This window comes from Sphingomonas melonis (genome assembly GCF_013409985.1).
Lineage (GTDB): Bacteria > Pseudomonadota > Alphaproteobacteria > Sphingomonadales > Sphingomonadaceae > Sphingomonas > Sphingomonas melonis_A.
Genome location: NZ_JACCBY010000007.1, coordinates 176280 through 198586, shown reverse-complemented (window position 1 = coordinate 198586; position 22307 = coordinate 176280). Strand labels below are relative to the sequence as shown.

The window sequence follows — 22307 nt, the reverse complement described above, 5'->3', positions numbered from 1 at the left end:
TGCCTCAGCGACCAGTCGGCCACCGCTGCGGTGACACCCATCTAGGCGGGCCACCCAACACCGTCAACACCAAATTGCAGTTTTACGACATTTTTTGCGGAACCGGTTTGCCATGGGGCTTACAACCGGCCTGGCGGCCCTCTCCGGCCGCGACCCTGGCTCGGCGCCGCAATGGTGGCGCGAACCGTGGGCAGACGATAGGATAAGCTATGGAGACGAACCGGGTTCGGCAGGTAGTGATCTTGGGTGGCGGCACCGCCGGCTGGATGACCGCCGCCGCGCTGTCGCACAGTTTCGGCAATAGCGTGGCCATCATGCTGCTCGAATCAGACGAGATCGGCACGGTCGGCGTCGGCGAGGCGACAATTCCGACGATCCACTGGTTCAACGCCTTGATCGGACTCGACGAGGCGGACTTCCTGTGGGCGACGAAAGCGACCTTCAAGCTCGGCATCGAATTCGTCGGCTGGGCGAGACCGGATCACCGCTATTTCCATCCCTTCGGCCATTACGGGGCGGCGCTGCCCGGCGTCGCCTTTCATCACCGCTGGCTCAAGGCGGCGGCGGAAGGACACGCCCTGCCGCTCGACGCGCTGTCGTTGGCGGCACGGCTCGCCAGCGAGAACCGCTTCGCCAAGCCGAGCGGCGAGTCGCGATCGATCCTGTCGAGCCTGGGCTATGCCTATCATTTCGACGCCGGCCTCTATGCTGCCTATCTGCGCCGGCTCAGCGAGGCACGGGGCGTCGTCCGGGTCGAAGGGCGGCTGGCATCGGTCGAGCGGCGGCCGGACAGCGGCGCGGTCGCGGCATTGACGACACAGCGCGGCGAGCGGCTCGGCGGCGACCTTTTTATCGACTGTTCGGGCTTTCGCGCGCTGCTGATCGACGATGTCGTCGGCGAGCCGTTCGAGGATTGGTCGCACTGGCTGCCCTGCGACCGCGCGGTGGCTGTCCCGTGCGCACGCGCCGCGGTCACCACCCCCTATACGCGATCGGTTGCGCGCGCCGCGGGCTGGCAGTGGCGGATCCCGCTGCAGCATCGCACCGGCAACGGCTATGTCTATGCCAGCGCGCATTGCAGCGACGATGCCGCGACCGCGACGCTGCTCGACACGCTCGACGGCGAGCCATTGGCCGAGCCGCGGCTGCTGCGCTTCAAGGCGGGGATGCGCCGCCGGCCGTGGCGCGACAATGTCGTCGCGATCGGCCTGTCCTCCGGCTTCCTCGAACCGCTCGAATCGACCAGCATCCATTTGATCCAGAGCGGCATCGCCAAATTGCTGACGCTGTTCCCCGATCGCGATTGCGATCCGGCGCTGGCGGCGCGGTTCAACACGACGTTCGCGCGCGACATGGACGGCATCAAGGACTTCCTGATCCTGCATTACCACGCCACGACCGGGCGCGATGACCCGCTGTGGCGATATTGCCGGACCATGCCGATCCCGGACAGCCTGCGTGAGCGGATCGCGCAATATCGGCGGTCCGGACGGCTGATTCTCGAGCCCGAAGAGCTGTTTCGCGAAGCGAGCTGGCTGGCGGTGCTTAATGGCCAGGGGATTAGGGCGACAGGGTACAATCCCCTCGCCGATGCGATCGATAGCGCGGGCAATCGGGCGCAGGTGCAGGAGATCGCCGACGTGATCGCCCGCGCCGCGCCGACGCTGCCGTTGCACGATGCCGCGCTGGCGCAACTGCTCGGCACCGCCGGATGACCCCGCCGGACATCAGCGCCCGCCGCATCGGCGCCGAGGCGCAGCCGATCGCGATCATCGACGGCTTCCATCCCGATCCCGACGCCCTGCGCGCTCATGCCGCCGAGGCCGTGTTCGAGCCGGGGCGCCATCACTACCCCGGCCTGCGCGCCGCCCTGCCCGCCGACTATTTCGCCGCGGTGCGGCCGCCGCTGACCCAGGCGCTCGCCGGCGTGTTCGACCAGGCCGGCGCCGTGTCGCTGCTCGATGCAAGCTATGCGCTGGTCACCACGCCGCCCGAGGCGCTGACGGTGCCGCAGCGCCTGCCCCATGTCGACGCCGTCGATCCCGGACGCATCGCGCTGGTCCATTACCTCGATCCCGAGAGCCGGGACGGCACCGCCTTCTACCGGCATCGCGCCACCGGGTTCGAACGGCTCGACCGGCAGCGCGCGCCGATCTACTTCGACCAGCTCGAGGCCGAACTGCGCCATGGCGGCCTGCCGGCGCCCGCCTATATCGCCGGATCGACGCCGCTGTTCGAACAGACCGCGCGGGTCGAGGCCCGCTACAATCGCGCCGTCCTCTATCGCAGCGCGCTGCTCCACAGCGGCGCGATCGCCGCCGGTGCACGGCTCAGCGCCGATCCCGCGCGCGGCCGGTTGACGATCACCGCCTTCCTGGCGCCGGGCTGACGCGCGGCGGCTGGACCGCGAGATAGACGGTGCTCCACAGTTGCGCCGCGTTCGATTCGTCGACGTCCTGCTTGCCCGCGCCGAAGGGGACGACGGCATAACGGCCGTCCGCAAACGCCCAGGACCATAATTCCGAGCTTCGCGTCGCCCGCGTCGCCTCGATCGCGCGCCACACGCGGGCCTGCGCCTCGGTCAGCAGCGCCCGCGTCGCCGGCGGCAGGTCGGCGCGCGCCAATTGGCGTTCGAGCCCGGCCGCGAACAGCGCCTGCTGCCACGACCAGACCACCGCGCCATGATAAGCGGCGGGGGTGAAGCGCGCCTGAGTCGCCGCATCGGCCTGCGCGGCATTGGCGACGAGCAGGCCGATATCGGTCATCAGCCCGGCGGGGAACGGCTGCATCACCGTCCGGACGTAGGTGTCGAGATCGGCAGGCGACGGATCGGCGAACAGCAACGCGAAGCCTTCGTCGGAATGGACGATCGGCACCGGCCGGCCGCCGGCATCGAGCGCGATGGCGTGGAAGACGAGCGGCTTGCCCGCGAGCGCGGCAAGCGCCGGCGCGGCCGGGATGCCCAGCCCCCGCGCATAGCCCGTCACCCGCGTCGCGGCGTCGCCGGCAGCGACCTCGACACGGAACAGCTGCGGCACGCGTTCGCGCCAGATCCGCGCCGTCGCAGCCGCCGATGCGAGCGCGGCGCGATCGCCGTCGCCGAGATACGGGTCGAGCAGCCCGGCGGCGAGCAGCCGTGCCGCCGCATCGAGCGCAGCGGGCACGAACACCGCGTTGACGTCATAGGGATAACGGCCGCGCCCCAGCCCCTCTTCGCTGTCGCGCCACTGGCCCGTCATGCGGCCCTCCTTCAGGCCGATCAGCCGGGCGACCGCGGGCGACTCGGCGAACGGCCGCGCGTGCGCGACGACGAAGCGGAGGTTGCGGACGAGCGCGGCGCCGGCTGGCTCGATTTTGCCGGGCATGCCTTCGTCGGTGAGTCGCGTGGCGAGGAACCGCTGCGCCGCCGCGCGGTCGCCGCCGTCGAGCAGGTAATGCGCCGCAACCGGGGCGAGCATATAATCGTCGTCGATCATCGCATAATCGAGCACCGCGGCATCGCCGCTGCCGCCATGCCGGCGGCGATCGACCACCGCGAATTCGCCAATCCCCTCCTCATGCGCGACGTCGCCGCGCGCATCGAGCCGCGCCAGCACCGAACCCAGCCCGGCCTCGATCGCGCGGGGTTGCAGCACCGGCATCAACAGGCGCAGCGACATCAAGGTGTCGCGGCCGAAATAGGTCTGGAAGCGCCACGAGCCGGCGAGGAACTTCTCGCGATAGCTGAGGAAGCGCAGCGCGTTGCGCGCGCCGGGATCGGCAGCCGCCTTGGCGTTGAGCAGCTCGGAAGGCGCGAGTCCGGTCAGCGGCGGCTCGCCGCTCGATGCGGTGATCTCGATCCGGATCGGCCGGCCGGCTGCGGCAGTGATCGCGCCATGGGCGATGCGGCCGGCCAGCACGCGCACCTGCAAGAGATAGCCGGGCGCGCCGTCGAGCCGCGCGCGCCGCCAGGTGATCGTATCGCCGGTCACGACGGGATCGACCGCCAGCTCTTCGGGGAAGCGGCCGATCGACTGATAGTCGCGCAGGAAGCGGACGCTCGACAGCACCGCCTGTTTGATCCGCAGGTGCGGCGCGTCGATGCTGGCGATGGCGACGATCGCCGGTTGCGCTCCGGCGGTGCCGGTCGCGGAGGCGGCGCGAGGAGGCTGATCGAGCCGCCATGTCGCGGGGCGGGCGAGCGGTTCGAACCAGAGACCGACGCCGCTGTTGCCCGCCGGAAAGGCGACGAGGATGCGCGGGTCGCTGCCGTTGCGCAGCAACAGGTGCGCGGCGACCGGACCATCGCGGAGGAAGGCGTTGAGATTCTGCCCTTCGGTGAGCTGATAGGCGAGTTCGGGCGCGGGACGCTGCTGCGCATCCGCCCCCATCGCCCCGACGATCGCCGTCCCGCCAATCGCCGCGCCGGCCAGCAGCGCCAGTATCAGGGTCTTCATCTCACCACTCCTTGGTCGCTGCTGCCGCCATCCGAATCGCTCATGGCCTTTGCCGCTGTGCTGCTCCCGCGCCGGCGGGACGCCAGCCGAAGCCCGGCACCGTCGGCTGGTGCCCTATACTCCTGCGGTCCCGCTGCGCGGGAACACAGGCCGGTCCGGTCGGGCCGACGGCGATCGACCCCGTGTCGGGTCATCCTAAACCGGATCGACATTCATCCCAGTACCTCCGCCCTCAGAACGGCTTGATCCGACACCGTTCCCTTGCGGCACGGTGGACCCCGGAACACGTCCGGGGTGACGGAGAAGAGAAGGAGACCGATCGAACCCCATCACCGCAGCCATATGTGATAGCCCTCCCGCCAGGGGAGGAATTCCCCCCAAGCTTGCATGTCGATCCCGCCTAGAACCGGAACGTCACCGAGCCGCCATAGGTCGGACCGACGATGCCGCGGGCATAGAAGTACCCATCGGTGATCGCCTGCGTCTGGCCCTGGCGCGGATTGCCTTCGGTCAGACCGACGACGTTGAAGATATTTTCCGCGTTCACCGCCACCTGCAGCTTGTCGGTGACGTTGAGCGTGACGCCGGCGCTGGTCACGCCATAGCTCGGCAGTGCCACGCCGTTGCCGGCATCGGCGAAGATCTTGCCGATATATTTGTAGCGGCCGAAGATCTCGCCGAGCCCGTTGGGCAGCTGGATCGACGGCGTGACCGTCCACAGCGAGGCCGGCGTGCGTTCCGGGCGATTGCCGGCGTAACCCGGGTCGGTCGTACCATCGAATTGCAGGTTGAGCAGCTTGGGGTCCTGGAACACGCCCTGGAAATCGACCGAGAACCAATGGACCGGCCGCACAAGGACGTCGACTTCGACCCCCTTGGTGCGCAGGTCGGCGTTGATATTCACCTGCTCCGTCGGCATCAGCGGATTGGCGAAATTGTAGCTCTGGTTGTTGAAGTCGGTGCGGAACACGGTCACCGATCCGGTGAACAGGCGGCCGTGTTGATAGCGCAGCCCGGCTTCGTAGAGCTTGATCGTCGTGATCGGATCGATGGTGTTGGTCTGGAAGCCGTCGGCATAGCGCGCGTAGATCGAGAAGTTCGGCGTGAAGAGATAGTTGGCGCCGAGCGTCCAGGCGATCTTCGACTGGCTGAGCTTGCCGTCCGTGCCGGTGCGGGCGACGTTGTTGGGGGCATATTGGCCGTTGAAGGTCGGCCCGACGTCACGGATCACGCCGCCCTGGCTCGCAGGCACCGGCTGGTTGGTCGCTGCGGACAATCCGTCGAAGGCGGTCGCGGTGTCGCGCTCCCAGCGGATGCCGCCGTCGATACGCAGATGGTCGCCGAGCGCGATCTCGTCATTGGCATAGAGCGAGACGGTCTCGTCCTTGCGCTCGCGGATGCCGTTGCCCCAGTCGCCATAGGAGACGAGACCGTTGTCGGTCAGCGTGCCGATCACGCCATTGGCGCCGTTCAGCGCGACGATGTCATAGATGTCGCTGTTGTTCTTGACGTCGTTGACGACGCTGGCGGTCGCCGACTGATCCTGGCTGCGCTTGACGTTATAGTACATGCCGCCGACGGTCAGCGAGTTCTTGATCGCGCCGGTCTCGATCTCCCACCGGCCGCCGATGTTGGTGCCGAAATCCTTGCCGTGGACGGCATCGTGGTTGAGCGTCGTCCGCTGGAGGAAGCCGTTGCCGTTGAGGCCGTTGAGCGCGGCGGTCTGATCCGCGCCGAGCACCACGCCGGTGCGCAGGTTGCGGATGCCGAAGCGGGCGGCGGCGGGATAGGCGGCGCGGCCGGCGGTGAGGATGGAGTCGATCGGCGATCCCCCGCCCTCGGTCAGATAGGCGGCGGCCGTCGCGAGCCCGGCATTGCCCGTTCCCGAGCCCGGGAAGAGCCCGTTGAAGTCGTACTTGTAGTCGATGTAGCGCGAGCGGGCGAAGAGGCTGATCGTGTCGGATACCGGCACGTCGACGTCGAGCCGCGCCTGATTGTAGAGCGAGCGGATGCCGTCGCGATAGCGGAACGGCCGGTAACCGCTGGGATGGGCGAAGGTCGATACCGGCACGTTGATCGAGGTGAAGGCGTCGCCGCCGATATTATCCTTCTGGATATCGAAGCCGGGGATGCTCGCCGGCTTGCCGTTGTCGAAGCGATAGGGCGCGGAGGCGTAGAACGCCGTCTCGATATCGCCGCGGCGGCCCGACAGGCGAATCGATCCGCCGCCGGGCAGCCGGTATTCGAGCGCGCCCTTGATGCGATAGCCGGCATAGTCGAACGGGTTGCGCCGCGTGCCGGGGCTGCTCTGGACATAGCCGCCGACGTTGAACGCCAGATTCTCGGCGAGCGGTGCCGAATAATAGAAGTCGCCGCGCTTGAGCCCGTAATTGTAGCCGGTGAGGCGGACGGCGCCCTCGAATGCGTTGAAGTTCGGACGCTTGGAGATGAAGTTGATCGTCGCGCCGGCGCCGTTGACGGTCAGCACGCCCGACGACCCGCCCTTCACCGCCTCGAGCCGGTCGATCGTCAGATCCTGCTGGAAGAAGAAGTCGGCACCGCCGCCGCCATAGAGGATCGGCATGCCGTCCTCCTCGAGCTGGACGAAGCGCTGGCCGCCGCCCTGGAGCCCGCGGACCGAATAATTGTTCGACGATTCGCCCGCGGTCGCCTCGACGAAGATGCCAGGGACCAGTTCGAGCATGTCCGCGGTCGAGCGCGGCGCGCGGCGGTCGATCGCGTCGCGCGTCGCATAGGTGATGTCGGCGGAGGCGGTGATCAGCGGACGGTCGCGGGTCGTCTGCCCGGTGACGACGATGTCCTGCTGATCGTCGTTGCCGTCGGCGACCGGGGCGGCGGCGTCGGGCGTGCTCGCCTGCGTGGTGGGCTGATCGCCCGGCACGGTCTGCGCCGTGGCGGCGACGGGCAGTATCGCAGCACCCGCGAGCAGCAGGGCGCGGATACCGATAGGATCTGTGCGCATCATCTCATCTCCCCTCGATGTGGCATGGCCGCTCTTCGGCGGCTGGACGTTTTCGCTAGACCTTTCGCCCCCTCCGCGGCAACGTCGGCATGCCGGATCGGACCGAAATGGCGCCGGCTGTTGTGGCGGGGACACAGCGCCTGACACCGCCGATCGCGCGGCATTATCCGGGCAGCGCGTGCGCCGAAGCTTGCACCTTCGCGGAAAATCGCTATAGGCCCCCGCTTCGCGATGCGTCCGGTTGTCGGTGGCGTCCAGCGACCGGCGTCTCGCCGGTTGCGCGGGCGCTCCGTCGGGCTCATCGGTTTTCCGTAAGCCGATTCCTAGAACAAGGTGCCGAAATGGCCGTCCCCAAGCGAAAGACCTCTCCCTCCAAGCGCGGCATGCGCCGCAGCCACGATTCGCTCAGCATCGAATCGTTCCAGGAGTGCCCGAACTGTGGTGAGCTCAAGCGTCCGCACAACCTGTGCACCGCTTGTGGCCACTATAACGGCCGCGAGATCGTCTCGGTCGAGGGCTGAGCCCCTCCCCTCCCATCCGGATAAGCGCTGAACATGCCCGACACTTCCTGGATCGCCGTCGATGCGATGGGCGGCGATGAAGGGCTGGCGGTCATGCTCGCCGGCGTGGCTGCCGCCCGCCGGCGCCATGACGGCATGCGCTTCTTCCTGGTGGGCGACGAGGCCAAGGTTGCGGAAGAGCTGAAGAGCCATCCCAACCTCAGCCAGCATAGCGAAATCGTCCACGCCCCCGAGACCGTCGGTTCGAGCGACAAGCCGAGCCAGGCGATCCGGCGCGCCAAGACGACGTCGATGGGCATCGCCATCGACCTGGTGAAGCAGGGCCGCGCCGGCGCCGCCGTCTCTTCGGGCAACACCGGCGCGCTGATGGCGATGGCGAAGCTCGCGCTGCGCACCTTGCCCGGCATCGACCGGCCGGCGCTCGCCGCGCCGCTGCCGACGCTGGGCGACAATGACGTCGTCATGCTCGATCTCGGTGCGAATACCGAGGTGGACGCACGCAACCTTGTCCAGTTCGCGGTGATGGGCGCCGCCTATGCGCGCACGATCATGGATCTTGATTCCCCCCGCGTCGCGCTGCTCAACATCGGCAGCGAGGACCAGAAGGGCACCGACGAGATCCGCGACGCCGCCGCGGTGCTCAAGGGGCAGACCCATCTGCCGCTGACCTTCACCGGCTTCGTCGAGGGCAACCAGCTCGCCCGCGGCAATCACGACGTGATCGTCTGCGACGGCTTCGCCGGCAATATCGCGCTCAAGACCGCCGAGGGCACCGCGCGCTTCGTCGCCGACCTGCTCAAGCGGGCGTTCAGTTCATCGGTGCGGTCGAAGGTCGGCTTCCTGATCTCGCGCCCGGCCACCGAGCTGCTGCGCGACCACCTCGATCCCAACAACCACAATGGCGCGGTCTTCCTCGGCCTCAACGGCATCGTCGTGAAGAGCCACGGCAGCGCCAACGAGCGCGGCGTCGCCACCGCGATCGGCAATGCCGCCAAGATGGTGCGCGCCGACCTGACCCGCCGCATCGCCGACGATCTCGGCAATTTCGAGAAGAAAGCCGCATGATCCGTTCGGTCGTCCTCGGCACCGGATCGGCGCTGCCCGAGCGGCGCGTGTCCAACGCCGAACTGGAACAGCAGCTCGACACCAGCGACGCCTGGATCGTCGAACGAACCGGCATCCGCTTCCGGCACATCGCCGGCCCGCTCGAGACGACCGCGACGCTCGCCGCCGAGGCGTGCCGCGCCGCGCTCTACTCGGCCGGCGTCGAGGCGGCCGACATCGACCTGATCGTGCTCGCCACCGCGACCCCGGACCAGACCTTTCCGGCGACCGCCACCAAGGTGCAGGCGATGCTCGGCATCAACGATTGCGTCGCGTTCGACGTCGCCGCGGTCTGCTCGGGCTTCCTCTACGCGGTGCAGGTCGCCGATTCGATGCTGCGCACCGGCGTGCACCGCCGCGCACTCGTGATCGGCGCCGAGACGTTCAGCCGCATCCTCGACTGGGAGGACCGCACCACCGCGGTGCTGTTCGGCGACGGCGCCGGCGCGATCGTGCTCGAAGGACAGGAGAGCGACTCGGCCAGCGGCCGCGGCATCCTCGCGACCAAGCTGCACGCCGACGGGCGCCACAACGACCTGCTCTACGTCGATGGCGGGCCGTCGACCACCGGCACCGTCGGCAAGCTCCGGATGAAGGGGCGCGAGGTATTCCGCCACGCCGTCGTCAATCTCGCCGCGGTGCTGGAAGAGACGCTGGTCATCGCCGGCCTGACCTCGGCCGATGTCGACTGGGTCGTGCCGCATCAGGCCAATGCCCGCATCCTCGATGCGACTAGCCGCAAGCTCGGCCTGTCGCCCGACAAGATCGTCGTCACCGTCGATCGCCATGCCAATACCTCGGCGGCCTCGGTGCCGCTCGCGCTCGACGTCGCCGTGCGCGACGGCCGCATCCACCAGGGCGAGATCGTCGTCCTCGAGGCGATGGGCGGCGGCTTCACCTGGGGCGCCGCCGTCCTGCGGTTCTGACAGCCATTCGTCCGTTTTTCGGGCCTTCCCCGGAACCTGACAAGAAAGTCACTTTCGGACACGTCTGCTATCGTGTAACATTATACGCGGGCATCCTAGCAGATGGAGTGGGGCGAGCGTGTTGATGACGACTGTTGGAACACTGACGAGGGCGGACCTTTCCGAAGCCTTGCACCGTCAGATCGGTCTGTCGCGGACCGAGTCGGCGAAGATCGTGGAACAGATTCTGTCCGAAATGTGTGACGCACTCGCGCGGGGCGAGAACGTCAAGATTTCGGGCTTCGGCACCTTCGTCCTGCGTGACAAGGGCGAGCGGATCGGCCGCAATCCCAAGACGGGGGTCGAGGTGCCGATCGCACCGCGGCGGGTGCTGACGTTCCGCGCCAGCCAGATGATGCGCGAGCGCATCGTCACCGCCAGCTGACCCGCATGGTCTCCGGCACGCCCAAGGCGAGCGGAGCGTTCAGGACGATCGGGGAAGTGTCGGAGGCGACAGGCCTCCCGCAACACATCCTGCGCTATTGGGAAACCCGTTTCCCGCAGTTGCGCCCTGTCACGCGTGCCGGAAACCGTCGCTATTACCGACCTGAAGACGTCGCCCTGGTGCGGCGCATCGATGCGTTGCTCAACACGCAGGGCTATACGGTCCGTGGTGTCCAGCAACTGCTGACCCATCCTGCCGCAGCGGACGGCGCACGGGCCGACGGGGGACCCATGCTGCTGACCGCCTTGCGGACGATCCGCGACGGGCTGACCCGGGCGCTGACGCAGGACGATGGCCCTGGCTGAAGGGCCGCCACCGACAGCGAATCCGGAAGGACGAACAACGATGCCTGCGACCAGACGCCGCACCCGCTTGCTCGTGCTGGCGATGCTGTTGCTCGTCTATACCTTCAATTTCCTCGACCGGCAGATCCTCGGCATGCTCGCCGCGCCGATCAAGGCGGAGTTGCAGCTTACCGATACGCAATTGGGGGCGCTCGGCGGCATCGCCTTCGCGCTGCTCTATTCGACGCTGGCGATTCCGCTGGCGATGGTCGCCGATCGGACCAGCCGCAGCTGGGTCATCACGATCAGCCTGGCCGTGTGGAGCCTGTTCACCGCATTGTGCGGGTGCGTGACCGGATTCTGGCAGCTGTTCGCGTGCCGGGTCGGCGTCGGAGTCGGCGAGGCGGGCGGGGTCGCGCCCTCCTATGCGATGATCGCCGATACCTTCCCGCCACGCCAGCGGGGGCGAGCGCTGGCGGTCTATTCGCTGGGCATCCCGATCGGCATGGCCGCGGGGGCGGTGCTGGGCGGCGCGCTGGCGAGCACGGTCGACTGGCGGCATGCGTTCGTCGCGGTGGGCATTGCCGGGCTGATCCTCGCGCCGATCTTCCGCTGGCTGGTCACCGAACCGGCGCGGGGCAAGCTCGATCCGGTCGCGACGATCGGGCCGGGCCACGAATCGCCGCTGGCGGTCTTCCGCCTGCTAGCCGGCAAGGCGAGCTTCTGGCTGATGGCGTTCGCCGCCTCGTGCAGTTCGCTGGCGGGCTACGGCCTTGCCTTCTGGATGCCGTCGGTGCTGATCCGCTCGTTCGGCTTCACGCTGCTGACCGCGTCGCAGTATCTCGGCGCGCTGCTGCTGATCGGCGGGTCGATCGGCGTGTTCGCGGGCGGCTGGCTCGCCGACCGGCTCGGCCGGGTCGACCGCGGCATCTATGCGCGGCTGCCGGCGATCGCCTGGCTGATCACCGCGCCGCTGTTCGCCGCCGCGCTGGGCAGCCCCTCGCCCACCGTCGCCTGGCTGCTGTTCCTGATTCCGCACGGGCTCAACATCCTGTGGCTGGCGCCGGTGACGACGGCGGTTCAGCATCTGGTGCCGCCGCCGATGCGGGCCACGGCCGCGGCCTGCTTCCTGTTCATCAACAATCTCATCGGCCTCGGCCTGGGATCGTTGGTCATGGGCCGGCTTTCCGACGCGATGACCGCCGCCTTCGGTGCCGACGCGCTGCGCCATGCCGCGCTCGCCGCGCTGGGGTTCTATCCGGTCGCGGCGCTGCTGATGCTGTTCGCGGTGCGGCCGCTCCGCCGCGACTGGATCGGCTGACGGCGAGCGCACCAGCGCGCCTAAGCGGGGGCGTTTAGTCAAATCACCGCCCCGCCGGGGCAGGGTTCTCGCATATCAACGTGTGTTTGAGCCGGCCGCCTTCCAACCCCACCCCATCACCCCGGACTCGTTCCGGGTCCACCCTGCGGCAGGCGTAAGCGATTAATTTGACGCCATTTCCTTGCGGCTGGGTGGACCCCGGAACCAGTCCGGGGTGACGGTTATGGTGAGGAAACCGATCGAACCTCACCACCCCAGCCATATGCAATCGGCCTGCCCGCCAGGGAGCAATTCAACCCGCCCTAGCGCTCGCGCGTCGCGGCGAAGCGCACCTTGCTGTAGCGGTCGGCGATGTAATTGACCTCCCACGCGCTCTTGGCGAGGAACACCGGGTTGCCATCGCGGTCCTTGGCCATCGCCGAGCGATTGAGATCCATGAAGTCCTTGAGGTCGGCCGGATTTTCCGAGGATACCCAACGCGCGGTCTCGAACGGTGCCGGCTCGAGGCCCGCCGCGACTTTATATTCCGCATCGAGCCGGCTGAGCAGCACTTCGAGCTGGAGCTGGCCGACCACGCCGATGATCCAGTTCGAGCCGATCTCCGGATAGAAGACCTGCGTCACCCCCTCCTCGGCCATGTCGTCGAGCGCCTTGCGCAACTGCTTGGTCTTGGTCGGGTCCTTGAGCTGGACGCGGCGCAGGATTTCGGGCGCGAAATTGGGCAGCCCGGTGAAGCGCACCGCGGCGCGTTCCGACAGCGTGTCGCCGACGCGCAGCGTGCCGTGGTTGGGGATGCCGATGATGTCGCCGGGGAAGGCCTCGTCGGCGAGTTCGCGGTTCTGCGCGAAGAACAGGATCGGCGAATGGACCGCGATCGGCTTGCCGTGCCCCGTCGGGGTGAGCTTCATGCCGCGCTTGAACGTCCCCGAGCACAGCCGCATGAAGGCGATGCGGTCGCGATGGTTGGGGTCCATGTTCGCCTGCACCTTGAAGACGAAGCCGGTGACCTCGTCATTGTCGGGCGAGACGGGCGCGGGCTCGGCCGGCTGCGCACGCGGCGGCGGGGCGTGCTCGGCAAGCGCACCGATCAGCTCGGCAACGCCGAAGTCCTTGAGCGCGGAGCCGAAATAGACCGGCGTCAGGTCGCCGTTGCGATAGGCTTCGGCGTCGAATTCGGGATAGCCGGCCTGCGCCAGCTCGATCTCCTCCGCCCAGCGCTCGGACAGCGCCGGGGCCGCCTCGGTCTTGCCGAGGAAGGCGCGGCTGTCGCCCTCGGGACGGCTGATCGTGTTGGTGACGAGGTCGAGCACGCCTTCGAACTCGCCGCCCATGCCGACCGGCCAGCTCATCGGCGCGACGTCCAGCGCGAGCATGTCGGCGATTTCGTCGAGCAGCTCGAAGATCGGCCGGCCCTCGCGGTCGACCTTGTTGACGAAGGTGATGATCGGCACCGAGCGCAGGCGGCAGACCTCGAACAATTTGCGCGTCTGCGGCTCGATGCCCTTGGCGGCATCGATCACCATCACCGCCGAATCGACCGCGGTCAGCGTGCGATAGGTATCCTCGCTGAAATCCTCGTGGCCCGGCGTGTCGAGCAGGTTGAAGGTGATGCCGTCGCGCTCGAAGGTCATCACCGACGAGGTGACCGAGATGCCGCGCTGCTGCTCGATCTTCATCCAGTCCGAGCGCGCGCGCCGGTTTGCTCCGCGCGCCTTGACCTCGCCGGCGAGATGGATCGCGCCGCCGAAATAGAGCAGCTTTTCGGTGAGCGTGGTCTTGCCCGCGTCGGGGTGGGAGATGATCGCGAAGGTGCGGCGGGGGGAGGTCACTGGCAGTATCCGGCTGGCGGGCGACTCGGGCACGAGCCGCGGAAGTTGTCGAAGGTGACGATACGTCGGGGTCGGAAACGCCCCGCCCGGATCGGCGCGCTGAGCTGCGGCCGGACGCGGGAGGCGCGTGTCATCGCGGCGCTTTGCCAGATGTGGGGCGCGGAGGACAGAGGGGTTTGGGAGGCAGGTCATCTGGGCAGGGCCCCAAATTCCTCTCCCCGCCCGAGCAGGGCTATCGCATGTGGACGTTCGCTTGAGTCCTTCGCCCGCAAATCCTTTCCCGTCACCCCCGGACTTGCTCCGGGGTCCACCCTGCGGCGAGGAGAAAGGCTTGATGGGTCACCGTTCTCCTGTGGCCCGGTGGACCCCGGAACGAGTCCGGGGTGACGGACAAGAGGAGGACGCCGATCGAACCTCATCATTGCAGCCATAGGCGAGAGCCCTCCCCTGGCGGGAGAGGACCTGGGCTGAATGGCGATCCCGCCTAGCCCTTCAGCGTCACGCTCATCCCGATCCGCTTTTCCCCGCCGGCCGGCACTTCGAACACGCCGGGCTTGTCGCGATACTCACCCGTATAGCCTTCGGGATCGGCGATGCCGTGCCACGGTTCGATGCAGACATAGGCGGCACCCGGCTTGGTCCAGATGCCGAGCATCGGCGTGTCGGGGAAGGCGATGCGCAATTGCGGGCCGCTCGCCGCGCCATAGGTCACCGCCTGCGAGCGGATATGGTCCCACACCAGCGCATCGTCGGTGAACAGATCGTCGCGCAGCACCAGCGTGCGACCGTCGAGCGGCGACGGCCGGCGCGCTTCGGCGATCGTGCCGTCGGCGGCGATAGTGCGGAGCTCATCGGGTTCGTCGGCATCGAACAGGATGCGGTGCGCGGCGCGGTCCTCGCCATAGGGCAGCGGCCAGGCGAAGGCGGGGTGGAAGCCGAAGCTCGCCGGCAGCGGCGCGTCGGCGGGATTGACGATCCGCGCCTCGATCCACAAGGTCGCGCCTTCGAGCCGGTAGGTCAGTTCGAGCCGGAAGGCGAAGGGGTAAGCGGCGCGCGTCTCGGCGCTGTCGGTCAGCGCGAAGGTGACGCGATCCTCGGCGACGTCGACCGTCTCGAACAGCGCATGCCGTGCGAAGCCGTGCTTCTTCATCGGATAGGCGGTGCCATCGACGCGGATCGTCTCCTCGAACGGCATGCCGACGACCGGGAAGAGGATCGGCGCGTGACCGGTCCAGAAGGCCGGATCGGCGTCGGTCATCAGCTCGCGCCCGCCGGCATCGCGCAGATGCGTCAGTTCGGCGCCGAGCGGGTTGATCGCCGCGGTCAGCGCGATCGAGCGGATGGTGACGAGGTCGGTCATGCGCCGCCTTTTGCGTCAGCCGCGGTCCGATCGCAACCGCGCAGGGCATGGCCGTAGCGGGTTTGCCGGCGCCGGACTCATCGCACCGCGGTCTCCAGCGCCACGGCATCGGCATCGGTGGTCGCGGCCGGCATCGCCGCCGCATCCGCCGCGGTCGGCGGCACCCAGCCCTCCACCGCCGAGGCGTCGGTGACCATCACCGGCGTTCCCTTGCTGGTCACGCCGAACAGCTTCTTGGCGAAGGCGGTCGGCACGCGGATGCAGCCGTGCGAGGCGGGAAAGCCCGGGTTCCGGCCGGCGTGGATCGCCACCCCATCCCAGGTCAGCCGCTGCATGAACGGCATCGGCGCGCTGTCGTAGAGGTTGCTCTTGTGCACCTCCGACTTCTGCAGGATCGGGAAGGTGCCGAGCGGCGTGTCCTTGCCGTCCTTGCCCGTCGACACGGTGGAGGCGCCGATCAGGATCTCGCCGCGATAGACATAGGCCTTCTGATCGGGGATCGAGATGACGATGCTGACCGGCGCGAGCGTCGCATCGTCATTCCACAGAAAGGCATTGGGGGTGAGGGTCGTCACCTCGGGCGCGAGGGCATCGGCGGCCACCGCGGCATAGACCGGTGCCGGCGCGATGGCGAGGATGGCGGCGCCCGCCAGGGTAAGCCAGTGCTTCATATCGTCGTCGTCCTTTCACCTCCCCCTTTCTGCCTGTCCCAACGCGCGACTCCGCGGATCGTGCCGCACCGGATTCGGGACCAATGGGACGGCTTGCGCGGTCAACCGTGCAACCAGAACGCCAATCGGGGCGGGCGGTGGGCGAAAATTAAGTCCGAAGCTGCTATATGACCATAAGCGGGATTCAACCGGGGCTTTTGAAATTTCGATGCAGATTGAGCATGATAGCGCACGCGACCGACGGGCTCTGCTGAAGAACGGACTCGTGCTGGCGGCGACGCTGGCGATGCCGGGTACGCTATCGGCGACGCCGCGGCGCCTGACGCAGCGCGATCTGCGGCCGATGACCGAGCCGCCGCTCCCCGCGCCGCGGCCGATGGTCGCCGCCCGCCCGATCACCTCGTCGCGCGTCGTGCGTCCCGACCTGATGCGGCGCGCGCTCGCCGCGCTCAACCAGCACGGCCGCCGCATCCCGCAGCGCGACCGGATCGCGATCGCCGACATGTCGGCGCCCTCGTCCGAGGCGCGGTTCCACCTCGTCGACCTCGCTTCGGGGCGCAGCCAGTCGTTCCTCGTCGCGCACGGCAGCGGCTCGGATCCGGCGCATACCGGCTTCCTCAAGCGCTTCTCGAACGAGCCGAATTCCAACGCCTCGTCGGAGGGCGCGTTCGTCACCGCCGATTATTACGTCGGCAAGCATGGCCGCTCGCAGCGGCTGATGGGGCTCGACCCGACCAACGACAATGCGCTGGCGCGCGCGATCGTGGTTCATTCCGCCTGGTACGCCAACCGCGACATGCTGCGCACGCACGGCATGCTCGGCCGCAGCCAGGGCTGTTTCGCGGTCGGCGAGAGCGACCTGTCGCAGGTGTTCGAGCAGCTCGGGCCGGGCCGGATGATCTTCTCCACCAAGGTGTGAGGTGGCGGGCCGGGGCTGAGCCAGGCTAGGCTAGGCTAGGGGTTCAGGACGGCACCGCACAGCACCCGTCACCCCGGACTTGTTCCGGGGTCCACTTGTCCGCGGGCGCGTGCTCGCGCCTCCAGCCTTTCTCCCCGCCGCAGGGTGGACCCCGGAACAAGTCCGGGGTGACGGGGGAGTAGAAGATATCCCGTATTCCCTCCCCCGCCGGGGCGGGTCGGGTCGGATTGCCGGGGCAATCCAACTTTGCACCACCCGCCGCGCGAGGGAGGAACCGGGTCACCCCCGCAGCACCGCGCCCTGCTTCGCCGCTGCCGCGACCACCTTGTCGGCCACCGCCTTCAGCGCCTCGTCGGTGAAGCTCTTGTCGGTCGGTTGCAGTGTCACCTCGACCGCGACCGACTTCCTGCCCTCTTCCACGCCTGCGCCGGTGAACACGTCGAACACGCGCGCACCGACGATCGCCGCCTTGTCGGCGCTGCGCACCGCGCGGACCAGCGCATCGGCGCTCACCGCGTTGGGGACGAGGAAGGCGAAGTCGCGGCGGACCGATTGCAGCGCCGGCGGCGCGAAGGGCGGGCGCATGAAGCCCCCCCCGGTCTTCGACTCGCGCTTGGCCGGCAGCGCGTCGAGATACAGCTCCACCGCCGCAACCGCACCGTCGAGGTCGAACGCCTTGAGCAGGCTGGGATGCAGCATGCCGAAGCGCGCCAGCACCGTCTTCGGCCCAAGCCGCAGCGTGCCGCTCTGCCCCGGATGCCAGGCGTCACCCGCCTCGCCCATCACCTGGAGATTGTCGACCGGCGCGCCCGCCGCGGCGAGCAGCGCGAGCGCCTCCGCCTTGGCGTCATAGGCGTCGAAGCCCGCCGCCTTGCCCTCGCGCCAGCCGCGCTCGCGGCGGTTGCCGGCGAGGACGAGGCCGAGCGTCGCATGTTCGGCGTCGGCGAGATAGCGGCGGCCGATCTCGAACAGGCGGACCGCGGTGATGCCGCGCTTGAGGTTGCGCTCGGTCGCCGACAGCAGGCCGGGGAGCAGCGACGGCCGCATCACCTTGAGATCCTCGCTGATCGGATTGGCGAGCGTCCACGCGCCGCCACCGAACGGCGCCGCCTGCGCCTCCGACAGGAAGCTCCACGTCACCGCCTCGTCGAGGCCACGCGCGGCGGCGGCGCGGCGAACGCGGCGTTCGAGCTTCTGTTCGGGTGTCGCGGTCGGCTTGGCGACGCCGGGGGCACGCGGCAGCGGCACCGGCGCGACCTTGTCGATCCCCTCGATGCGGATCACTTCCTCGACGAGGTCGGCGGCGCCGTCGATATCGCGGCGCCAGCTCGGGACGGTGACCTGCCAGTCATCGGCGACGGTGAAGCCGAGCGATGCGAGGATCGCGCGCTGGCGGTCGGCGGGCACGGCGAGGCCACCCAGCGTCTCCGCCTTGGCGGGGTCATAGGCAAGGACGCGCGGGGTCAGCGGCGGTTCGCCGGCGCGGGTGACGGGCGAGGGCGTGCCGCCGCACAGGTCGAGCACCAGCCGCGTCGCGATGGCGAGGCCGTCGTCGAGGAACGCAGGATCGACGCCACGCTCGAACCGCTGGCGCGCGTCGCTGGTCAGCAGCAGCTTCTGGCCGGTGCGCGCGATATGGTCGGGGTCGAAATAGGCGCATTCGATCAGCACGCCGGTCGTCGTGGCGGTGACGCCCGAATGCTCGCCGCCCATGATGCCGGCGATGTCGTGGACGTCTGCGGCGTCGGCGATGACGGTCATGCTCGCGTCGAGCGTATAGGTCTTGCCGTTGAGCGCGACGACCTGTTCGCCGTCCTGCGCCTTGCGCGCGACGAGGCCGCCGGACAGCTTGGCGCGATCATAGACGTGGAGCGGGCGGCCAAGGTCGATCGAGACGTAATTGGTGATATCGACCAAAGCGCTGATCGGCTTCTGCCCGATCGCGGTGAGGCGGCGGCGCAACCAGTCGGGCGATTCGCCATTGGCCACGCCGCTGACATTCTGCGCGTAGAAGGCGGGGCAGCCGTCGCGATCGTCGATGCGGACGTCGGGCGCTTCGCCCTCGCCCGCCACCGGGCTCACCCCATCCGTTCGGGCTGAGCCTGCCGAAGCCCCTGCGCGCACCGCCTGCCCTTCGACAGACTCTGGGCGAACGGGGGAAGACGGGACGCTCAGCGGCTTCAACGTCCCCAGCCCCGCCGCGGCGAGATCGCGCGCGATGCCGCGCACGCCCATGCAATCCTGGCGATTGGGGGTGACGCTGATGTCGATCACCGCATCGTTGAGCCCGGCATAGTCCGGGAAGGGCGTGCCGACCGGCGCGTCGGCGGGCAATTCGATGATCCCGTCATGATCCTCGCCGAGTTCGAGCTCGCGCGTCGAGCACATCATGCCGTTCGATTCGACGCCGCGGATCGCCGCGACCTTGAGCGTCACGTCGAGGCCGGGGACATAGGCGCCCGGCGCGCCGAACACGCCGACCAGCCCGGCGCGCGCATTGGGCGCGCCGCAGACGACCTGCAACGGGCCGTCGCCGGCATCGACCGACAGCACCTGCAACTTGTCCGCCTGCGGGTGGCGTTCGGCGCTGAGCACCTTGGCGACGCGGAACGCCTTCAGCGCATCGCCGGGATTGTGGACGCCCTCCACCTCCAGCCCGATGCGGGTCAGCGCGTCGACGATCGCGTCGAGCGTAGCCTCGGTGTCGAGATGCTCGCGGAGCCAGGACAAAGTGAATTTCATATCGATTCCAGACCTTCGTCATCCCGGCGAACGCCGGGACCCATGGATGCCGGCGGTTCGTGACGCCCGCCTGCATCCGCCATCATGCTCATCCGATCGCCGACAGGATCACGCGCCCGCGCCGACGCCGCCCGACAGCGTTGGCACGTCCAGCGCCGAGAAACCGTAATGTTTCAGCCAGCGGATATCGCCGTCGAAGAACGGCCGCAGATCGTCCATGCCGTATTTGAGCATCGCCAGCCGGTCGATGCCGCAGCCGAAGGCGAAGCCCTGCCATTCCTCGGGATCGAGCCCGCACGCGGCGATCACCTTGGGGTGGACCATGCCGGAGCCGAGCACCTCCATCCAGCCGGAGTCCTTGCCCTCTGGGAACCCGCCGATGACGCGCTTGCCCTTTTCGATCGTATAGCCGACGTCGACCTCCGCCGAGGGTTCGGTGAAGGGGAAATAGCTTGGGCGCAGGCGCAGGACGATATCGTCACGCTCGAAGAACGCCTTGAGGAAGGTCTCCAGCGTCCATTTGAGATGGCCGAGCGTGATCCCCTTGTCGATCACCAGCCCCTCGACCTGATGGAACATCGGCGTGTGCGTCGCGTCGCTGTCCGAGCGATAGGTGCGGCCGGGCGCGATGATGCGGATCGGCGGCTGCTGGTTCAGCATCGTGCGGATCTGCACCGGGCTGGTATGCGTGCGCAGCAGCATCCGCGCAGCGACGTCAGTCGCGAGCACGGCCGACGGCGAGCCAAGCTCGCCGTTCGACGACGGGCTTTGCCCGTCGCGAGCCGTTCTCGCCTGCGGCTCGAAATAGAAGGTATCGTGCATCGCGCGCGCCGGATGCGTCTCGGGAATGTTGAGCGCGGTGAAATTGTGCCAGTCGTCCTCGATCTCCGGGCCGGTGGCGACCGCGAAGCCGAGGTCGGCGAAGATTTCGGCAAGTTCGTCCATCACCTGGCTGACCGGGTGGACCGTGCCGGCGAGCGGGGCATCGGCGGGCAAGGTCATGTCGAGCGTCTCGCCGGCGAGCCGCGCGTCGAGCGCGGCGCGGTCGAGGCTTGCCTTGCGGGTGGCGATCGCCTCGGCGACGGCCTCGCGCAGGCCGTTGATCCGCGGCCCCTCCGACTGGCGCTGCTCGGGGCTCATCTTGCCCAGCGTCTTGAGCAGTTGCGAGACGCTGCCCTGCTTGCCGAGCGCCTCGACGCGCAAGGCTTCGAGCGCGTCGAGGCTCGGCGCGGCGGGGATCGCGGTCAGCAGATGGTCGCGCAGGGTATCGAGGTCTTCGGTCACGTATCGCTCTCTTTCACAGCTGCCGACGCCAGGCGGGGCAGCCCCAATCCGACGCCGAGGTCGGCCCAATCTTCATTCTGCGCTTCGATCAGGGCGATCTTCCACGCGCGCCGCCAGTCCTTCAACCGCTTCTCACGGACGATGGCGGCCTCCATCGTGTCGTGCATCTCGTACCAGACGAGCATCCGTACGCCGTATGCCTTGGTGAAGCCCGGGATCAACCCCTCGCGGTGCTGGACGATGCGGACGAGCAGGTTCGAGGTGACGCCGACGTAGAGCGTACCGTGGCGACGGCTGGCGAGGATGTAGACGCAGGGCTGGAAGACGTCGCGCATGATGGCTCCCTCGGTCGCGCCGTTGGTTGCGCCGGCGAGGGCCGGCCGAACGGTCGCGGCGGGAACCGTACGGGCGGACGGTGACGGTTTGGCCGTTGGTCGGGTCGACGCCGCTCCCGCCCCTTCGTCATTCCGGCGAAAGCCGGAACCCATGGTTGCGGTGTGCCGGTGGTGCGCGCTGCCGTCCGCCGCCCGTGTCCATGGGTCCCGGCCTTCGCCGGGATGACGAAGGGGCGCGACGGGGCGCATGCAATTGGTGCACGGCTGGCCTCGAGGAAGCCCCCCTTTCTTCGTCATAGCGGCGACGTGAATTGTGGCGCGGCAAATGGCCCAAACACGAAAAAGGCGCCGGTGGTGTCCCACCGGCGCCTCGATCGATCAGCCGTGCCGGTCGCTTACGCGGCCTGGGGCAGCGCTGCCTTCGCCTGGGCGATGATCGCACTGAATGCCGCGCTCTCGTGCATCGCGATGTCAGCGAGGACCTTGCGGTCGAGCTGGACGCCGGCGAGCTTGAGGCCGTGCATGAACTGCGAATAGGTCAGACCCTCGGCGCGGACGCCGGCGTTGATGCGCTGGATCCACAGACCGCGGAAGGTCCGCTTCTTAACCTTGCGGTCGCGATAGGCGTATTGCCCGGCCTTTTCGACGGCCTGACGGGCGATACGGATGGTGTTCTTGCGGCGGCCGTAATAGCCCTTCGCCTGCTCAAGAATCCTCTTGTGCTTGGCGCGGGTGGTTACACCACGTTTGACGCGTGCCATGTCCTGATGTCCTTACTTGAGGCCGTACGGCGCCCAGGCCTTCACCGTCGCGGTGTCGGCCTTCGACAGCACCTTGGTGCCGCGGTTCTGGCGAATGTACTTGCTGTTGTGGCTGATCAGGCGGTGGCGCTTGCCGGCGACGCCGTGCTTCAGCAGGCCGCTGGCGGTCAGCTTGAAGCGCTTCTTGACGCCACTTTTGGTCTTGAGCTTGGGCATTTTGGTCCTTTCACTATGAGCATGGCATGAACCGCCGCGGCAGCCCTTGATGGCCGGGCAGTCCTGTAGCGCCTCGCTCGGGAAGCGGGCCCCCTAGCGGACCCGGCAAGGAAACGCAACCGATGCGGAAC

Annotated in this window: 19 protein-coding genes; 9 read left to right on the top strand and 10 right to left on the bottom strand. The window is 68.3% G+C overall.

Annotated features, from left to right (window positions below; translation table 11 throughout):
- Positions 1 to 209: 209 nt before the first annotated feature.
- Positions 210 to 1715: a tryptophan halogenase family protein gene (locus HD841_RS18355; RefSeq protein ID WP_179510330.1), complete on the top strand. Its 1506-nt coding sequence runs from the start codon at positions 210 to 212 to the stop codon at positions 1713 to 1715.
- Complete coding sequence (locus HD841_RS18350; RefSeq protein WP_179510329.1) at positions 1712 to 2389, top strand: DUF6445 family protein; 678 nt, start codon at positions 1712 to 1714, stop codon at positions 2387 to 2389. Before HD841_RS18355 ends, HD841_RS18350 begins: the two co-directional genes overlap by 4 nt.
- On the opposite strand, the gene HD841_RS18345 is transcribed toward HD841_RS18350, so the two are convergent.
- On the bottom strand, positions 2364 to 4436 hold the full coding sequence (locus HD841_RS18345) for a hypothetical protein (protein ID WP_179510328.1): 2073 nt from the start codon (positions 4434 to 4436) through the stop codon (positions 2364 to 2366). The two genes, HD841_RS18350 and HD841_RS18345, sit on opposite strands and share 26 nt — an antisense overlap.
- Positions 4437 to 4836: 400 nt before the next feature.
- Positions 4837 to 7419: a TonB-dependent receptor gene (locus HD841_RS18340; protein WP_218845644.1), complete on the bottom strand. Its 2583-nt coding sequence runs from the start codon at positions 7417 to 7419 to the stop codon at positions 4837 to 4839.
- 341 nt (positions 7420 to 7760) lie between these two features.
- Here HD841_RS18340 and rpmF point away from each other — a divergent pair, with 341 nt between their 5' ends.
- The 6 genes from rpmF (at position 7761) to HD841_RS18310 (ending at position 12059) form a co-directional block, all read left to right on the top strand.
- Positions 7761 to 7940, top strand: coding sequence for a 50S ribosomal protein L32 (gene rpmF, locus HD841_RS18335; RefSeq protein ID WP_037532429.1), 180 nt, complete (start codon positions 7761 to 7763; stop codon positions 7938 to 7940).
- A gap of 33 nt (positions 7941 to 7973) precedes the next feature.
- Positions 7974 to 9005, top strand: a complete 1032-nt coding sequence (gene plsX, locus HD841_RS18330) for a phosphate acyltransferase PlsX (RefSeq protein ID WP_179510326.1) — start codon at positions 7974 to 7976, stop codon at positions 9003 to 9005.
- Positions 9002 to 9970: a beta-ketoacyl-ACP synthase III gene (locus HD841_RS18325; protein ID WP_179510325.1), complete on the top strand. Its 969-nt coding sequence runs from the start codon at positions 9002 to 9004 to the stop codon at positions 9968 to 9970. Before plsX ends, HD841_RS18325 begins: the two co-directional genes overlap by 4 nt.
- A 124-nt stretch (positions 9971 to 10094) precedes the next feature.
- Positions 10095 to 10394 carry an integration host factor subunit alpha gene (locus tag HD841_RS18320; protein WP_179510324.1) on the top strand — a complete coding sequence of 100 codons (300 nt, stop codon included), beginning with the start codon at positions 10095 to 10097 and terminating at the stop codon, positions 10392 to 10394.
- A gap of 5 nt (positions 10395 to 10399) precedes the next feature.
- Positions 10400 to 10759, top strand: coding sequence for a MerR family transcriptional regulator (locus HD841_RS18315; protein ID WP_179510323.1), 360 nt, complete (start codon positions 10400 to 10402; stop codon positions 10757 to 10759).
- Between the two features lie 40 nt (positions 10760 to 10799).
- Positions 10800 to 12059, top strand: coding sequence for a spinster family MFS transporter (locus tag HD841_RS18310; RefSeq protein WP_179510322.1), 1260 nt, complete (start codon positions 10800 to 10802; stop codon positions 12057 to 12059).
- A 302-nt stretch (positions 12060 to 12361) separates the two neighbouring features.
- Here the strand turns inward: HD841_RS18310 and HD841_RS18305 are convergent, their stop codons facing one another.
- The 3 genes from HD841_RS18305 to HD841_RS18295 form a co-directional block, all read right to left on the bottom strand.
- On the bottom strand, positions 12362 to 13888 hold the full coding sequence (locus HD841_RS18305; protein WP_179510321.1) for a peptide chain release factor 3: 1527 nt from the start codon (positions 13886 to 13888) through the stop codon (positions 12362 to 12364).
- Positions 13889 to 14372: 484 nt separating this feature from the next.
- Positions 14373 to 15248 (bottom strand): aldose 1-epimerase family protein, encoded by an 876-nt coding sequence (locus HD841_RS18300; RefSeq protein WP_179510320.1) that lies wholly within the window; start codon positions 15246 to 15248, stop codon positions 14373 to 14375.
- 77 nt (positions 15249 to 15325) lie between these two features.
- Complete coding sequence (locus tag HD841_RS18295) at positions 15326 to 15919, bottom strand: L,D-transpeptidase family protein (protein ID WP_179510319.1); 594 nt, start codon at positions 15917 to 15919, stop codon at positions 15326 to 15328.
- Positions 15920 to 16127: 208 nt separating this feature from the next.
- On the opposite strand from HD841_RS18295, the gene HD841_RS18290 reads away from it, so the two are divergent.
- On the top strand, positions 16128 to 16838 hold the full coding sequence (locus HD841_RS18290; RefSeq protein WP_179510318.1) for a murein L,D-transpeptidase catalytic domain family protein: 711 nt from the start codon (positions 16128 to 16130) through the stop codon (positions 16836 to 16838).
- A gap of 279 nt (positions 16839 to 17117) precedes the next feature.
- On the opposite strand, the gene pheT is transcribed toward HD841_RS18290, so the two are convergent.
- The 5 genes from pheT to rpmI form a co-directional block, all read right to left on the bottom strand.
- Complete coding sequence (gene pheT, locus HD841_RS18285; protein ID WP_179510317.1) at positions 17118 to 19580, bottom strand: phenylalanine--tRNA ligase subunit beta; 2463 nt, start codon at positions 19578 to 19580, stop codon at positions 17118 to 17120.
- A gap of 108 nt (positions 19581 to 19688) precedes the next feature.
- Complete coding sequence (pheS, locus tag HD841_RS18280) at positions 19689 to 20864, bottom strand: phenylalanine--tRNA ligase subunit alpha (RefSeq protein ID WP_179510316.1); 1176 nt, start codon at positions 20862 to 20864, stop codon at positions 19689 to 19691.
- Positions 20861 to 21199 carry a GIY-YIG nuclease family protein gene (locus HD841_RS18275; RefSeq protein WP_179510315.1) on the bottom strand — a complete coding sequence of 113 codons (339 nt, stop codon included), beginning with the start codon at positions 21197 to 21199 and terminating at the stop codon, positions 20861 to 20863. Before HD841_RS18275 ends, pheS begins: the two co-directional genes overlap by 4 nt.
- A 395-nt stretch (positions 21200 to 21594) precedes the next feature.
- Positions 21595 to 21960 carry a 50S ribosomal protein L20 gene (rplT, locus tag HD841_RS18270; protein WP_038665948.1) on the bottom strand — a complete coding sequence of 122 codons (366 nt, stop codon included), beginning with the start codon at positions 21958 to 21960 and terminating at the stop codon, positions 21595 to 21597.
- Between the two features lie 12 nt (positions 21961 to 21972).
- Positions 21973 to 22176 (bottom strand): 50S ribosomal protein L35, encoded by a 204-nt coding sequence (rpmI, locus tag HD841_RS18265; protein ID WP_017977259.1) that lies wholly within the window; start codon positions 22174 to 22176, stop codon positions 21973 to 21975.
- Positions 22177 to 22307: the final 131 nt, after the last annotated feature.

Coding starts and splice junctions, on each gene's coding strand:
- HD841_RS18325 (WP_179510325.1), top strand. CDS start 9,002: ATGATCCGTTCGGTCGTCCTCGGCACCGGATCGGCGCTGCCCGAGCGG.
- HD841_RS18290 (WP_179510318.1), top strand. CDS start 16,128: ATGCAGATTGAGCATGATAGCGCACGCGACCGACGGGCTCTGCTGAAG.
- HD841_RS18345 (WP_179510328.1), bottom strand. CDS start 4,436: ATGAAGACCCTGATACTGGCGCTGCTGGCCGGCGCGGCGATTGGCGGG.
- HD841_RS18300 (WP_179510320.1), bottom strand. CDS start 15,248: ATGACCGACCTCGTCACCATCCGCTCGATCGCGCTGACCGCGGCGATC.
- HD841_RS18340 (WP_218845644.1), bottom strand. CDS start 7,419: ATGCGCACAGATCCTATCGGTATCCGCGCCCTGCTGCTCGCGGGTGCT.
- HD841_RS18355 (WP_179510330.1), top strand. CDS start 210: ATGGAGACGAACCGGGTTCGGCAGGTAGTGATCTTGGGTGGCGGCACC.
- rplT (WP_038665948.1), bottom strand. CDS start 21,960: ATGGCACGCGTCAAACGTGGTGTAACCACCCGCGCCAAGCACAAGAGG.
- plsX (WP_179510326.1), top strand. CDS start 7,974: ATGCCCGACACTTCCTGGATCGCCGTCGATGCGATGGGCGGCGATGAA.
- rpmI (WP_017977259.1), bottom strand. CDS start 22,176: ATGCCCAAGCTCAAGACCAAAAGTGGCGTCAAGAAGCGCTTCAAGCTG.
- rpmF (WP_037532429.1), top strand. CDS start 7,761: ATGGCCGTCCCCAAGCGAAAGACCTCTCCCTCCAAGCGCGGCATGCGC.
- HD841_RS18320 (WP_179510324.1), top strand. CDS start 10,095: ATGACGACTGTTGGAACACTGACGAGGGCGGACCTTTCCGAAGCCTTG.
- HD841_RS18275 (WP_179510315.1), bottom strand. CDS start 21,199: ATGCGCGACGTCTTCCAGCCCTGCGTCTACATCCTCGCCAGCCGTCGC.
- HD841_RS18350 (WP_179510329.1), top strand. CDS start 1,712: ATGACCCCGCCGGACATCAGCGCCCGCCGCATCGGCGCCGAGGCGCAG.
- HD841_RS18315 (WP_179510323.1), top strand. CDS start 10,400: ATGGTCTCCGGCACGCCCAAGGCGAGCGGAGCGTTCAGGACGATCGGG.
- pheT (WP_179510317.1), bottom strand. CDS start 19,580: ATGAAATTCACTTTGTCCTGGCTCCGCGAGCATCTCGACACCGAGGCT.
- HD841_RS18310 (WP_179510322.1), top strand. CDS start 10,800: ATGCCTGCGACCAGACGCCGCACCCGCTTGCTCGTGCTGGCGATGCTG.
- HD841_RS18295 (WP_179510319.1), bottom strand. CDS start 15,919: ATGAAGCACTGGCTTACCCTGGCGGGCGCCGCCATCCTCGCCATCGCG.